Annotated in this window: 9 protein-coding genes and 1 pseudogene; 5 read left to right on the top strand and 5 right to left on the bottom strand. The window is 73.8% G+C overall.

All coding sequences use genetic code 11. The features are described from left to right. The first annotated feature begins 6 nt into the window (after window positions 1-6). The 4 genes from CRYAR_RS46190 to pspM all read left to right on the top strand — a co-directional run bounded on the left by CRYAR_RS46190 (window position 7) and on the right by pspM (window position 2,910). The gene (locus CRYAR_RS46190) at window positions 7-420 is read left to right on the top strand and encodes a helix-turn-helix domain-containing protein (RefSeq protein WP_157018216.1); all 414 of its coding nucleotides are present in this window, start codon (window positions 7-9) and stop codon (window positions 418-420) included. A 13-nt stretch (window positions 421-433) separates the two neighbouring features. After that, window positions 434-1,033, top strand: a complete 600-nt coding sequence (locus CRYAR_RS43915; protein WP_051571198.1) for a TetR/AcrR family transcriptional regulator — start codon at window positions 434-436, stop codon at window positions 1,031-1,033. Between the two features lie 170 nt (window positions 1,034-1,203). Further along, window positions 1,204-2,067, top strand: coding sequence for a PspA/IM30 family protein (locus CRYAR_RS31570; RefSeq protein WP_035856908.1), 864 nt, complete (start codon window positions 1,204-1,206; stop codon window positions 2,065-2,067). Window positions 2,068-2,070: 3 nt separating this feature from the next. Beyond that, on the top strand, window positions 2,071-2,910 hold the full coding sequence (gene pspM / locus CRYAR_RS31565; protein WP_169745105.1) for a phage shock envelope stress response protein PspM: 840 nt from the start codon (window positions 2,071-2,073) through the stop codon (window positions 2,908-2,910). Window positions 2,911-2,913: 3 nt separating this feature from the next. Here the strand turns inward: pspM and CRYAR_RS31560 are convergent, their stop codons facing one another. Further along, window positions 2,914-3,708, bottom strand: a complete 795-nt coding sequence (locus CRYAR_RS31560; RefSeq protein WP_035856907.1) for an Fpg/Nei family DNA glycosylase — start codon at window positions 3,706-3,708, stop codon at window positions 2,914-2,916. A gap of 130 nt (window positions 3,709-3,838) precedes the next feature. Here CRYAR_RS31560 and CRYAR_RS31555 point away from each other — a divergent pair, with 130 nt between their 5' ends. Continuing rightward, a complete protein-coding gene (locus CRYAR_RS31555) occupies window positions 3,839-4,753 on the top strand; it encodes a hypothetical protein (protein ID WP_035856906.1) in 915 nt (304 codons plus the stop codon). On the opposite strand, the gene CRYAR_RS31550 is transcribed toward CRYAR_RS31555, so the two are convergent. The 4 genes and pseudogenes from CRYAR_RS31550 to CRYAR_RS31535 form a co-directional block, all read right to left on the bottom strand. Continuing rightward, window positions 4,750-6,315, bottom strand: coding sequence for a DUF4153 domain-containing protein (locus CRYAR_RS31550; protein WP_157018212.1), 1,566 nt, complete (start codon window positions 6,313-6,315; stop codon window positions 4,750-4,752). The two genes, CRYAR_RS31555 and CRYAR_RS31550, sit on opposite strands and share 4 nt — an antisense overlap. A gap of 69 nt (window positions 6,316-6,384) precedes the next feature. Beyond that, window positions 6,385-7,434 carry a HAMP domain-containing sensor histidine kinase gene (locus tag CRYAR_RS31545; protein WP_051571196.1) on the bottom strand — a complete coding sequence of 350 codons (1,050 nt, stop codon included), beginning with the start codon at window positions 7,432-7,434 and terminating at the stop codon, window positions 6,385-6,387. After that, the gene (locus CRYAR_RS31540) at window positions 7,431-8,126 is read right to left on the bottom strand and encodes a response regulator transcription factor (RefSeq protein WP_051571195.1); all 696 of its coding nucleotides are present in this window, start codon (window positions 8,124-8,126) and stop codon (window positions 7,431-7,433) included. The genes CRYAR_RS31545 and CRYAR_RS31540 overlap by 4 nt, the downstream gene beginning before the upstream one ends. Window positions 8,127-8,959: 833 nt before the next feature. After that, window positions 8,960-13,916: pseudogene (locus CRYAR_RS31535) on the bottom strand (ATP-dependent helicase). Window positions 13,917-14,253 lie beyond the last annotated feature (337 nt).

The following is a 14,253-nucleotide window of genomic DNA, read 5'->3' as shown; positions in this document are numbered from 1 at the left end:
TGCCTGATGGTCCTGCTGCGCCGGATCCTCGGCGACACGCTGCGATCGCAGCGGCTCGCCCAGCGACGCACTCTTCGTGAGGTCTCCTCGGCCGCGAAGGTCAGCCTCGGTTACCTGTCCGAGGTCGAACGCGGGCAGAAGGAGGCCTCCTCGGAGCTGCTCTCCTCGATCTGCGAGGCGCTCGGTGTTCCGCTGTCGGAAGTGCTGCGCGACGTGAGCGACACGCTCGAGGTCGCCGAGACCACTCCGGCCGCCAGCGCGAGCGCCACGGCGTCCGCGAGCGTCCTCAACGCGGTCGGCGGCGACGGTGCCGAGCTCGAGGTCGTCGGGGCCGGTGTGGGCAACAACGGTCCGAGCCGGCTCGAAGTCCACCTCGATCTGGACGCGCGTGGCCGCCACCGGGTAGTCGCAGCAGCGTGATCCGGGAGTCAGCGTGACCCGGGAGACCGGGGAGCTCCCGCTCGACTGGAGCGACGTCGACCGCACGCGGGGAACCCGGGTCCGTGCCGGCAACGCGATGGCGCGCACCCGGGTGTCGTTGCTCGACGCGGCCGTCCGCCTGATCGCCGAGCGCGGCACCCGCCGGACGTCGATGACCGACATCGCGCAGGCCGCGGGCATCGCCAAGGGAACCCTCTACAACCACTTCCGCAACAAGGACGAGGTGTTCGCCGCCCTCGTCGAGGCCGAGATCGCGCTCATCGCCGACGAGTGCCGCGGCGTCGACCTGGAAGACGCGCTGGCCGTCGCCGCGATCCGGCTCGACACCCACCCGGCGTTGCGTCGGGTTGCCGACGACGACCCGGCCGCGCTGGCGGCCCTGGTCGGGGCCCCGCTGGACTCCGCGGGATGGCGGGTGGCGCGTGCCTGCGCCGCCGACGTGCTCGCCGCGTGCGGCCGCGACCCGCGCGGGGCCGAGCTGGTCGTCCGCTGGCTGGCCAGCCACCTCGCCGCGCCCGACCCCGACGACGCCGAGGCCTCCGCGCGCCTGTTCGCGGCGGTGCTCCCGCTCCGGGTGCTGGCTACGGTCTGACCCTGACGTGCACCCTGAGGTTCCCCTGAGCCTGGTCTCGAGCAGGTGACGATGGTGCGCAGGCCTGAGACGATGGGGGTAACACACCGCATGTCGAGGGTCGAGCACGACTGGCAGCCGCGGCCGGCCCCGCTCTGGTCGCACGCGCCACAGGGGAGTTGAGGGAAGCGATGGCCAACCCGATCATCAAGGCCTGGAAGTATTTCATGGCGTCGTTGGGCGCCACGGTCGACGCGAAAGCCGACCCGAAGGTGCAGATCGAGCAGGCCATCGACGACGCGAAGAACCAGCACCGCGCGCTCGTCGAACAGGCCGCGAACGTGATCGGCAACCAGCGCCAGCTCGAGCTGAAGCTGTCCCGCCAGATGACGCAGGTCGAGAAGCTGCAGGGCTCGGCCCGGCAGGCGCTGGTGCTCGCCGACAAGGCCCGCGCCGAGGGCAACGAGCAGCAGGCCACGCAGTACGAGCAGACCGCGACGGCGTTCGCCACCCAGCTGGTGGCCGGCGAGCAGGCGCTCGAGGATCTCAAGACGCTGCACGACCAGGCGTTGTCGGCCGCCCAGCAGGCCAAGCAGGCCGTCGACAGCAACGCGATGCTGCTGCAGCAGCGGCTCGCCGAGCGGGCGCAGCTGCTCAACCAGCTCGAGCAGGCCAAGATGCAGGAGCGCGTCGCCGACTCGCTGCAGGGCATGTCGCAGCTCACCGCCAGCGGCAACGTCCCCAGCCTGGACGAGGTGCGGGAGAAGATCGAGGCCCGCTACGCGACCGCGATGGGTCGCTCCGAGCTCGCCCAGAACTCGGTCGAGGGCCGGATGCTCGAGGTGCAGAAGTCCGCGCTCGACATGGCCGGGGCGTCCCGGCTCGACCAGATCCGCGCCAGCATGGCCGGCGGCCAGCTCGGTTCGGGCCAGTCGGCACCGGCGGTGGATTCCACCCCGGCGGCGTCCACGAACGGATCGCTGCCGCTGGCCGAGCAGCGCCTGGCCGAGCTGCGACGCGAGACCGACGCGTCGTCGAGCCGTCCGCCGGCGTGATCGATGATGGGATCACGAGGTCCGGACGCTCGGGAACGACATCTCCGCGCACTGCGTAAGGCCCGGAACAAGGCCAGGGCCTGGGGTGTGTGGGCCGCCACCATCGGCGGAGGCGCCCTCGTCGCCGTCCCGTACGCCGGGCTGGGGCTACCCGACATCCTCTGGGCCGGCGCGGCCGGCGGCGCTACCGCGATGGCCGTGCTGCGCCGTCGCGACCACCGCGAGCTCGCGGCCGCACCGGTACCCGAACCCGAGCTCCGGCGTGACCTGACGATCGGGCAGCGGCTCGCGCCGCTGCTCGGTCCGCGGTTCGGGGCGCTCATCGACCACCCGCACCGGGTCGTGCTGCCGGTCGGGTCGCCGGGCTACGAGGCCGCGCAGCGTCTCAACAACGCCGCGCGGGTACTTCCGCAGATGCTCGACCGGCTCGGCCCCTACCGCGGGCAGCTGCCCGCCGAGGCGGAGTCGGCCCACGTCGCTCTGCGCGATCTGGGCAACCGGCTCGCGCTGGTGGAGCGCACGCTCGCGTCGGCGGCGCCCGAGGCGCGTCCGTCGCTGATCGTGGCGCGCGACGAGCTGGTGGCGCGCTTCGTCGAGGGCGTCGACGCGTACGAGGCGCTGACCACCGCGACGGCCGAGTGCGTCGCCGCGGTGTCCCGCGGTGGTGAGAACAGCGTGAGCATGCGCCTCACCGAGGCGGCCGACCGTCTCGCCGGTCTGTCCTACGGCCTCAACACCGTGCACGACACCAACCGCGACCGCGGCATCGACGAGGTGGATCTCGGCACGCTGCCCCTCAACACCACGACCGCACCGCAGCCCCGCCGCGGCGTCCAGCACTAGTCACTAGCCCGGCTGGCAGCGGGTGCAGTAGAAGACGGTTCGCTCGGCGTCGGTGCCCTCGGCACCGGCGCCGAGTGGTTCGGCCGTGACCCGGGTGCCGCAGCGCAGACAGGGTCGGCCGCGGCGGCCGTAGACGTAACGCTCCTGGCCGCGGATCAGCGAACCGGTCGTGGACTGCTCCACCCGCGAACGGTTCGCGTACAGCAGCCGTTGCGCGGTCTTCACCAGCGCGGGCAGGTCGGCGACCTCGCCGGTGGGCGTCGCCGGGTGCACGCCGCGCAGGAACAGCACCTCGGCCCGGTAGAGGTTGCCGATCCCGGCCAGGTTGCGCTGGTCCAGCAGCGCCAGCCCGATCGGTCGCTCCGGGGTGGCGGCCAGCCGACGCACGGCCTCGTCGGCGTCCCAGTCCGGGCCCAGCAGGTCCGGACCGAGGTGCCCGACGAGCGTCGCCTCGTCGTCGGTGCGCACCACCTCGAGGTCGTGCAGCCGCGCTCCGACCGCGACCACGTCGTCGGTGGTGAGCACGACCCGGACCTGGTGCCCGGGCGAACGCCACCGCTGACCCGGCCGGTAGATCCACCAGCTGCCGTCCATCTTCAGGTGGCTGTGCAGCGTGAGGCCGTCACTGAGCCGCAGCATGATGTGCTTGCCCCGCGGCACGCACTCGGTGACCGTCCGCCCGGACAGGTCCACCAGCGCCAGCCGCGGGTGCCGCAGGTCGGACGCGACGATCGGGTGCCCGGCCAGCGCGGCATGCAGCCGGGCGGCGGTGCGGAACACCACGTCTCCCTCAGGCATGCTCCCATCGTGCCTTCCCCTGAACGGTTGAGCCGCCCCGGGCGGCTGCACGTTTCGGACGTAGGCAGGGCACTATGGGGTGACCGGCGGGGCGGCCGGTCACCGAAGACGAGAGGGAGACCGACGTTCGATGCCGACCCAGCCCGGATACCGCTACCGCCGCTCCGCGGTCACCGAGGCCCGTCACGGTCAGGACCGCGTGGTCGCGGTCCGGCGGCGTCCGCGCCGCAAGCTGATCGGGACGCTCGTCGTCATTCTCCTGCTCGTCCCGGCCGCGCTGCTCGCGGCCAAGTCGCTGTTCAGCACGATGACCGGCAGCGTCACCGACCCGGAGCTGGTCGCCGAGTCCCCGGTGCCCACCACCCCGTCGCTGAACCCGAACGACCCGTTCGACGGCACCCCCGCCCTCAACTACACCCCGGCCGAACAGGGCATCACGCTCCCCGACGCGACGAAGACCGGCGGCTGGTCCTCCAAGGAGGTCGCCGCGGTCCTGGAGAAGACCAAGACCGTGCTCCTGGCGGCCCGGACGGACCCGAAGGTCCTCGGTGGTGACTCGAGCGCCTATGTCGACGCCCTGGCGCCGAACGTCCGCTCGCAGGTGAAGAAGGAGATCACCGGCAAGGACACGCTCGGCTACGTGACGAACCTCGGCCCCGGCTACACGCTGGCGAAGCCGATCCGCGCGGTCGGGTCGCTTACGGTGACCACCGGATCGCTGGCGCAGCTGGTCGTGCGCGCCGACGTCGTCTGGGTGTATCCGCTGGCCGGTCCGCTGCCCGAGGCGTCGAAGGGGGCCGGCGTCCGGTTGGTCGTGCTGCACACCGTCGAGAGCTACGAGTGGTTCCCGTCCAAGGGCTTCGCCGACGAGGACCAGGGCGCCCGGCCCGGTGCGGGCGAACGCGCGGTCTTCAACGCCGACTGCCCGAAGTACCTGCAGGGCGCGCTCGCGCTACCGGAGACGCCGGTGAAGGACCCGGTTGAGGGCAACGAGGCCGTCTTCATCGCGACGACCCCGCTCACCTCGTTCCCGACCGGCTGTTAGCAGTTCGTCGCCGGGCGGGCCCGCAGTATTTCGCGGGCGCGGGCCCGGCTGGTGTTGGCGGTGTACCACGCCTCGTCATCGGTCAGCTGGTACTGCACGAGCTGGAGAGCGCAGGCCCGCTGCGGCGCGGGAAGGCGATCGAGCGCCGGTACGGCGTCCGGTGACAGGTCCGAGAGCGAGGCGACGTCGATCCGGCCGGTCTCGGCGTAGCGGACCACGTTGCGCTCGGCGATGAACGCGTCGGGGTTCACTGCGGCCAGCGCGAGCAGCGTCAGCGCGCCGGTCGCGATCACCGCCCGCGGCAGCCAGCGTCCACGCAGGCGGATCCCCGCCACCGCGATCAGCACGAACACCCCGCCCAGCCAGAACTCGACCGCCTGGACCAGCACCCGCAGCCGGGTGAAGCCGTACGCGTCCTCGTAGAGCCACATCCGGCGCAGCGCCGACGCGACGACCAGCACCGCCAGCAGGCACAGCGCGCCGAGGAGCACCCGCAGCGTGGTCCGGTCGGCCGCCGTCTCCCGGCGGGCGACGCGCACGACGACGGCGACGACGAGCAACGTGAGCGCGGTGACCGCGAGCAGCTGCCAGAAGCCCTGCCGGGCGTACTCGGCGTAGGTGAGCCCGGCGGTGCGCAGCACGTGCTGGTTCCCGTCGGCCAGCACGACGAGCTGGACCCCGACGAAGCACGCGAACAGCGCGTTGAGCGCGCCGAGCGGCACCGCCCACTCCGGCCGGGGCCGCCCGGCCCCGCGGCCCGGCGTGATCGCGTCGAAGTCCGGCTTCTGGTGCGCCAGGCACGCGGCGATCAGCGCCCCCGCCGCGACCAGGACGAACAGGATCGTGCGGACGATCGCCAGCGCCGGCGGTACCTCGGGGACGAGACCGCCGAGGAGATCGGCGAACACCGGGTCGGCGCCGGCGAAGAGCGCGCCGAACACGACGAGCAGCACGAGCGAGACCGTGCCGATGACGACCCCGCGGCCGATGGTCGCGCCTTTCGTGTGCGGCGTGACGCCCCGGCTGGTCCAGCGGGCGGCCCGGCTGAACGCGCCGAGCGGGGCGAACGTCCCGAGCAGCAGGCCGGTCCAGCTGCGGCCCCCGGTGATCGCGAGGAGCGCGGTGAGCAGGCCGGCGAGGAGGCAGAGGCCGATCAGCCACGGCGCCGCGCGGAAGGTCGCGACCCCGAACAGCGCCGTGGCCAGCGCGGCGAAGGCACCCTGACGCAGGGTGACGGTGCGCGGGGCGGTGGCGAGCGCGGTGAGCAGGGCGGCGGACGCGAGGAGCACCAGCCCGACGCCGATCTCGTCCGCGGACAGCACGAGGGCGCCGAGAACGCCGGAACCGGCCGCGGCGATCAGCGCCGCTCGCGGGGCCGGCGCGGTGGAGACCGGCCAGATCCGGTCGGACCACAGCGGGGGCACCGGATGCGCACCCGGCCACAGCTCGACCGGCTTCGGCGTCGGGCCGTCGTAGACCGAGGCGATCACGTGCCGCGCGGACTTCAATGACCCCTCGTCGTCGGTGCGGGGCTTGTCGGCGGGTGGGTCGGAATCGGGCACGGAGGCTCCTTCGGGGCATGGCGGTCCGGCCGGGCGGCCGGGGTGGCCGTCGGCGGAAAGCGGTGGGGGTCAGGCGGGCAGCGTGACCTGGATCCGGCAGCCCGGGCCGGTGTCGGCGACCGAGATCGTGCCGTCGTGCAACTCGACCGCCCAGCGGGCGATCGCCAGCCCCAGACCGGTGCCGCCGTCGCGAGCGATCGCGGGCGTCGATCCACGGCTGAACCGGTCGAAGACGCGGGTGCGCTCCTCCGGCGGGATTCCGGGGCCCTCGTCGGTCACCTCGAGGAGCAGCCCGGTGCCGGTCTCCGTCCCCAGCGAGGGCAGACCCCGGGCACGAACCACGACGCGACCGCCCGGCGGACTGTGCCGGGCCGCGTTGTCCAGCAGGTTCGCGACGACCTGGTGCAGCCGGGCCTCGTCGGCGTTGACCTCGAGGCCGGCCGGCAGGACGTCGACCTCCATCGCCACCCGGTCGCTGCCGACGGTCGCGGCGTCGACCGCGGCGGCCAGGAACGGCCCGAGCTTCACCGGGCTGCGGCGCAGCGGCTCCACCCCGGCGTCCAGGCGGGACAGGTCGAGCAGCTCGGTGACCAGCCGGGTCAGCCGCTCGGTCTGGCCGAGCGCGGTGCTCAGCGTCGCCGGGTCCGGCTCGGCCAGCCCGTCGACGATGTTCTCCAGCACCGCCTGCAGCGCGGTGATCGGCGTCCGCAGCTCGTGCGAGACGTTCGCGATCAGCTCGCGACGCTGCCGGTCCGCAGCCTCCAGGTCGGCGGCCATGCGGTTGAACGCGCGGGCCAACTCGCCCACCTCGTCCCGGGAGGAGGCCGGAACCCGCTGGCTGTAGTCGCCGCGGCTCATCGTCCGGGCGGCCGCCGTCATCGCCCGGATCGGTTTGGTGGTGCCGTGCGCCAGCAGTTGCGACGTCACGAGCGCCACCGTCAACGCCGACGCCATCGTCCAGAACGGGAAGAAGCCCAGCACCAGCGAGAAGTACGCGAACCCGACCCCGCCGGACCCGACGAGCAGGATCGCCAGCTTCAGCTTGATCGACCGGATCCGGCCGAGCGGCTGCGGCAACCGGCGCAGCCGGCCGGCGACGACGTCCCAGAGATGTCTCACCGCGCGGTCTCCCAGGCGTAGCCGACACCGTGCACGGTGCGGATGCGGTCGCCCCCGAGCTTGCGCCGCAGCGCCTTGATGTGGCTGTCGACGGTACGGCTGCCCGCGCTGTCGGCCCAGCCCCAGACCGCGCTGAGCAGGCGTTCCCGGGGCAGCACCGCCCGGGGCCGGGACGCCAGGCAGACCAGCAGGTCGAACTCGGTGCGGGTGAGGTGCACCTCGTCCCCGGCGACCCGGACCCGACGCTCGGTGAGGTTGATCTCGACGTCGTCGAGCGCGAGGTTCTCGGTTGCCGCCGGCGCGATCCCGGCCAGCTCGTGCGCCCGGTCGACGCGCCGGAGCAGCGCGTGCGCCCGGGCGACGAGCTCACGCATGCTGAACGGTTTGGTCAGGTAGTCGTCGGCGCCGACCGCGAGCCCGACGAGCAGGTCGGTCTCCGCGTCGCGCGCGGTCAGCATCAGCACCGGCACCGCACGTTCGGCCTGCATCCGGCGACAGACCTCGAGCCCGTCATAGCCGGGCAGCATGATGTCGAGCACGACCAGGTCGTGCGGGTCGGCGGTGAACGCGGCCACCGCGGACGGCCCGTCGCCGGCGAGCTCGACCACGAACCCCTCCGCCCGCAGCCGGGTCGCGATCGACTCGGCGATCGTCTGCTCGTCCTCGACCACGAGAACCCGGCGCTCGCTCATGCCGCTGACTGTAGGAGCCCCCAGTGTTCACTCCCGTCAGACGGTGTGGAGAGTCTGTGCAGATCGAAGTGCTGTGCGCGGGGTGCCGGTGACGATCAGTGAGGGCTGTCAGCAGGGCACCGTCCGTGGGGCACTGTTAGCGGGGTGCTGTCCGTGGGGCGATTTTCGTGGGGGCTGCCCGGGTGCCGGGTCCTCGGCACCGACGAGTTCCCGGGGCCTCGACAGGTTTCCGGGCCTGTTTTTCCGCACGGTAGGGCCGAAAATACGTCGTAGGCCCGAGAAAGCCGTGCCGCCCGCCACCCACTGGCCGCTGCCTGTGCCCCGCTGCCTGGAGCCCGCCGCCCGGCATGGAGCCCGCCGCCTATAGCCCGTCGCTCGGCCCCCGCCACCCACGGCCTAAAGCCCGCCGCCCACTGCCCGGCCTAAAGCCCGCCGCCCCCGGCGTGGAGCCCGCCGCCCACCGCCTGGAGCCCGCCGCCCGCCGCCCGGCGTGGAGCCCGCCGCCCGCCGCCCGCCGCCTAGAGCCCGTCGCTCGGCCCCCGTGGCTCGGAGCTCGCCACCCGGCCCAGTGACCGCTACCCGCGGCCCAGAGCCCTTCACCTGCCTCCCCTCACCTGCGGCCAGCTGCCCGTGGCCCGACGTCCGCTGGCCGCGCCCGCCACCTGGCCCGGACCCGCCCGGACCTGCCACCTGGCCCGGACCCGCCCGGACCTGCCACCTGGCCCGGACCCGCCACCTGGCCCGGATCCGCCACCCGCCGCCCGGAGCCGCCATCCGGAGCCCGTGCCTCGGAGCCTGCCGCCCGGAGCCGGTGGATCCGAGTGGTCACCGTGCTAGCCGCGTAGGCGGAGGCCTCGCGGGGTGGCGCGGAAGCCGGCTGCTTCGAGGGCATCGGCCAGCGGACTGCCGCCGACATGCGTGCCGTCGGCCCGTTCCACGGTGAGGCCACCGAGCCGGCCGGCCTGGACGGCTTCCGCGAGCGCCCCGGCCGCCAGGGCCAGCACCTCGCTCTCCTCCCGGTAGGAGAGCAGCGTCTTGCCGCCGCGCTCGACGTAGAGCACCAGCGCCCCGTCGACGAGCACGACCACCGCCCCGGCCTTGCGCCCGGCCTGATGCCCCCGGGCCCGCCCCCGCCCGGAACCGTTCTCCCGGCCACCTCCGGAACCAGCCGCACGCGAGCCCGCTCCGGCAGAGATTTTTTTTTAAACCGGCCCCGGCCGAACCCACCCCGGAACCGGCCCCGGCCGAACCCACCCCAGAACCAGCCCCGGCCGGGCCCGCTCCGGAACCGGCCGCAGCCGCGCTCCCGCCGCCCGCACGCGAACTCACGCTTCCGGACCCGAGGTCGGCCCACGTGGTGACCGACCCGTCGGCATCCGCAGCGGCGCCCGGGGACTCGCCGTCGGCGCCCCGGGCCGGCCACGCCAGTGCCGCACCGTACGGGTTGGCCGGATCGGTGGCCGCGAGCACCACCGCCTGCGCCCGATGGTCGTCGGCCTCCAGTTCCGAGGCCACCGCTCGCAGCCGCTCCACCGCACCGGGCTCCGCGAACTGGGCCCCACCGAGCCCTTCGACGAAGTAGCCCCGCCGCACCCGACCGGTGTCCTCCGCCGCCCCCAGCACCCGGTACAGCCCTCCGAAGCCACCCGGGAGCCGCTCCGGCCCGACCGTTCCCCGCACCACCACCCCATAGCGGTCGAGCATCACCTCGGCCGCCGCGTGTGTGCGCCGCGTCGGGTCGAGCTCTCGTTCACCGACCAACGACCAGCGCCCCGCCATCGTCGGCGGCCCGCTGCGACTCGGCAGCGCTGGCCGGGGCACCCCCGGAGCCGCACTGCTCAACCCCGTGAGGTTGCCGCGTCCGAGCCGCCGGAACCGCGTCGCGGGCGCGCCCCGGCGAACCGGGTGCCGGGTGCGCCCTCCGCTCTGCAGCGCCCGCAGCGGGGCCAGCGTGTCGTTCGTGACCACGCCCGCCCAGACCAGGTCCCACACCGCCGCGGCCAGGTCGGCGTCGTCGGTGGTGCCGACCGACGCCCCGACCGCGTCGGACAGCGCCCGGAAGAACAGTGCCCGCCCTCCGTCGAGCGCGTCGAGCACCGCGTCGTGCACCGGCGTCGTGCTCCACTCTGCCGGGGGAGACAGCAGCAGCGGCGCGGCGTCCGCGTAGGCCAGGGTCACCCACCCGTCGTCGCCGGGCAGCGACCCCGCCCCACTCCACACCACCTCACCGGCCGTGCACAGTTCGTCGAGCAGCGCGGGGGAGTAGCCGGGCACCCGGGAGGCCAGCACCAGCTGTTCCAGCGCCGACGCCGGGATCGCCAGGCCCTGCAGCTGCTCGACCGCGCGCAGCAGAGCGTCGGCGGCGCCGGTGCGCGGCTGCTTCCGCCCGCCGGTGGGTTGCGCGGCGGTGACCTGCTGCCACCGCGCGAGGAACGTCGCGTAGGCGGACGGCCCGACCGGCTCGACCTCCTTGCGCAGCGCGGCCAGCGACCGCCGCCGCAGTGTCCGCAGCACCTCGGCGTCACACCACTCGGTGCCCGCGCCGTCCGGGCGGAACTCACCCGACGTGACCCGGCGCCCGGCGGCGAGCCGCTGCAACGCACCCTGCACGACCGCGACGCCCAGCCCGAACCGTTCCGCGCACTCGGCCGCCCGGAACGGCCCGTGCGTGCGTGCGTACCGGCTCACCAGGTCTCCCAGCGGGTCCCGGACCGGTTCGGTGAACGCCTCCGGCACCCCCACCGGCAGCGCGACGCCCAGCGCGTCACGCACGCGCCCGGCGTCCTCGATCGCGAGCCAGCGCTCCTCGCCGGCGATCCGCACCCGGATCGCGCGCCGCGCCGACTCCAGTGCGGCGAGCCACTCCGGAGTCGACCCGCGTTCCACCGCCTCGGCCGTGCTCAGGCCACCGAGCACCCGCAGCAGGTCGGCGGTGGAGTCGGCGTCGTGCGCCCGGCGTTCCTCGGTGAGCCGCTGGAGCTGCAGTTCGGTCTCGGCGATCACGGCCGGGTCGAGCAGCTCGCGCAGCTCCGCCCGGCCGAGCAGCTCGGAGAGCAACGACGAGTCCAGCGCCAGCGCCTGCGCGCGACGCTCGGCCAGCGGGGCGTCGCCCTCGTAGAGGAACGCTCCGACGTACCCGAACAGCAGCGATCGGGCGAACGGCGACGGCGCCGGTGTCTCCACCTCGACCACGCGCAGCGAGCGCGACTGCAGATCCTTCGCGAGGCCGATCAGCCCCGGCACGTCGAACACGTCCTGGAGGCACTCGCGCATGGTCTCCAGCACGATCGGGAACGACCCGAACTCCGACGCCACGCCGAGCAGCTGAGCCGCACGCTGACGCTGCTGCCAGAGCGGGGTGCGCCGCCCGGGGTTGCGCCGGGGCAGCAGCAGGGCGCGAGCCGCGCACTCGCGGAAGCGGGCGGCGAACAGGGCCGAGCCACCCACCTCGTCGGTGACCAGCGGCTCGATCTCCTCGGGTTCGAACAGCGCGAGGTCGGCCGTGGGCGTGGCCAGCTCACCGGTGACGTCGGGCAGCCGCAGCACGATCCCGTCGTCGGAGTGCAGCGCCTGTACGTCCAGGCCGGTGCGTTCGCGCAGGCGGGCGGCGATCGCCAGCGCCCAGGGCCCGTTGACAGGCGTGCCGAACAGCGAGTGCACGACGACCCGCCAGTCGCCGAGTTCGTCCCGGAACCGCTCGACGAGGATCGTCCGGTCGTCGGGGAGCCGGCCGGTGGCCTGGCGCTGCTCCTCCAGGTAGGCGAGCAGGTTCGTGGTGGCCCATTGATCGAGCCCGGCGGCGGCCGCGCGGGCGGCGGCGGCCTCGGAGTCGAGCCCGGAGAGCTCGCGCAGGAATCCGCCGATCGCGCGGCCCAGCTCCACCGGCCGCCCGGCGGTGTCGCCCTTCCAGAACGGCATCCGGGCGGGCTGGCCCGGAGCCGGCGTCACCAGCACCCGGTCGTGGGTGATCTCCTCGATGCGCCAGGACGTCGAGCCGAGCAGGAACACGTCGCCGACCCGCGACTCGTAGACCATCTCCTCGTCGAGCTCGCCGACCCTCCGGCCGGTCTCGCCGGGTGTGCCGACCAGGAAGACGCCGAAGAGCCCCCGGTCGGGGATCGTGCCCCCGCTGGTGACGACCAGCCGGTGTGCGCCGGGACGGGCGGTGAGGACGCCGGAGACGCGGTCCCACACCAGCCGCGGGCGCAGCTCGGCGAAGTCGTCGGAGGGGTAGCGGCCGGCGAGCATGTCGAGCACGGACTCCAGTGCGGAGTCGGGCAGCTCGGCGTACGGAGCGGCCCGCCGCAGCACCCCGGCCAGGTCGTCGACCGTCCACGGTTCCATCGACACCATGGCCACGATCTGCTGCGCGAGGACGTCGAGCGGGTTGCGCGGGTAGCGCATCGCCTCGATGCTGCCGGTCGCCATCCGTTCCGCGACCACCGCGCAGGACACCAGGTCACCCCGGTGCTTGGGGAAGACGACACCGCGTGAGGCCGCGCCCACCTGGTGCCCGGCCCGGCCGATGCGCTGCAGGCCGGACGCCACCGACGGCGGTGCCTCGACCTGGACGACGAGGTCGACCGCGCCCATGTCGATACCGAGCTCGAGGCTGGAGGTGGCGACCACGGCGGGGAGCCGCCCAGCCTTGAGGTCCTCCTCGATGTCGCGCCGTTCCTCCCGCGACACCGAGCCGTGGTGCGCCCGCGCGACGACCGGCGCCGCCCCGGCGGCCGCGCCGGCCTGTGCCATCAACTCCGCCGGCATCCGCCCGCCAGACCCCTTGCCGTGCCCTCCGGGGCCGATGCCCGCAGACGCCTCGGCGACACCCGCGGCCTCCTCGGAACGTTCCTCGGCGAGCTCGTTCAAGTGGGCGCAGAGACGCTCGGCCAGGCGCCGGGAGTTCGCGAACACAATCGTCGACCGGTGTGCCCCGACCAGATCGAGCACCCGCTCCTCGACCGCCGGCCAGATCGAGTTGCGCCTGGGCGCGCCGAGCGCGTTGCCCTCCACCTCACCGGACGGCTCGCCGAGCTGCGACATGTCCTCGACCGGGACCTCCACGGTGAGCTCGACCTGCTTCGACGATGGCGGCTGGACGACCGTGACGGCCCGGGACCCCCCGAGGTACCGCGCGACCTCCTCCACCGGACGCACGGTGGCCGAGAGCCCCACCCGCTGCGCCGGGCGTTCCAGCAATTCGTCCAGCCGTTCCAGGCAGAGCGCCAGGTGCGCGCCGCGCTTCGTACCGCAGACCGCGTGCACCTCGTCGAGGATCACCGTCTCGACGCCCTTGAGCGCCTCCCGGGCCTGGGACGTGAGCAGGAGGAACAAGGACTCGGGCGTGGTGATGAGAATGTCGGACGGCGCGCGGGTGAACGCCCGCCGGTCGACCGCCGGGGTATCGCCGGTACGCATCGCGACCGTGACGTCGGGCTCCTGGTGGCCGAGGCGGTGGGCGGCCTGCCGGATGCCGGCCAGCGGCGCACGCAGGTTGCGCTCGACGTCGGCCGCGAGGGCTTTGAGCGGACTGACGTACAGCACCCGGCAACGGCGGGACGCGTCCTCGGGTAGGGGCTCCCGGCTCAGCCGGTCGAGCGCGGACAGGAACGCGGCGAGGGTCTTGCCGGAGCCCGTCGGGGCGACCACCAGGACGTCGTCGCCCCGGCCGATCGCCGACCAGGCGCCGAGCTGAGCCGCCGTCGCCTCGGCGAACGCCGACCGGAACCACGCCCGCGCGGGCTCGCCGAACGCTTCGACCGGGTCCTCCCCGGCATGTCTCTGAGCCACGTCCCCATGGTGCCTCGACCCACCGACAGAAATCGGAGGGCCGGCGGCCGGCGAACCGATCAAGATCCACCCTGGGGTCGACGCACACGAGTTCAACCCACCGTTACGGTCTTAACACGCTGAGCGTTCGAACGGCGGGGGGTCGGTCGAACGAAGGCGTGTAAACCGGGCGAAAGGGCGGTGCGGGGTGTTAATCACCGCGACGACAGGATCAGGTGCGAGAACGCCGTGGCGTTCCTGATCCACCGGGCGCGAAAGCTGGGCCGGACCCACCTCCGACCCAGGCACTGGCCCCGGTAACCCGGCACGAGGTCCGGCCTCCCCGGACCGACACGGC

Source organism: Cryptosporangium arvum DSM 44712 (genome assembly GCF_000585375.1).
Lineage (GTDB): Bacteria > Actinomycetota > Actinomycetes > Mycobacteriales > Cryptosporangiaceae > Cryptosporangium > Cryptosporangium arvum.
This window is presented reverse-complemented; position numbering and strand designations above follow the sequence as displayed.

Bases quoted from the DNA above. Each gene is read 5' to 3' on its own strand.
- CRYAR_RS31570 (WP_035856908.1), top strand. From the start codon at position 1,204: ATGGCCAACCCGATCATCAAGGCCTGGAAGTATTTCATGGCGTCGTTG.
- CRYAR_RS31560 (WP_035856907.1), bottom strand. From the start codon at position 3,708: ATGCCTGAGGGAGACGTGGTGTTCCGCACCGCCGCCCGGCTGCATGCC.
- CRYAR_RS46190 (WP_157018216.1), top strand. From the start codon at position 7: ATGGTCCTGCTGCGCCGGATCCTCGGCGACACGCTGCGATCGCAGCGG.
- pspM (WP_169745105.1), top strand. From the start codon at position 2,071: ATGATGGGATCACGAGGTCCGGACGCTCGGGAACGACATCTCCGCGCA.
- CRYAR_RS31555 (WP_035856906.1), top strand. From the start codon at position 3,839: ATGCCGACCCAGCCCGGATACCGCTACCGCCGCTCCGCGGTCACCGAG.
- CRYAR_RS31540 (WP_051571195.1), bottom strand. From the start codon at position 8,126: ATGAGCGAGCGCCGGGTTCTCGTGGTCGAGGACGAGCAGACGATCGCC.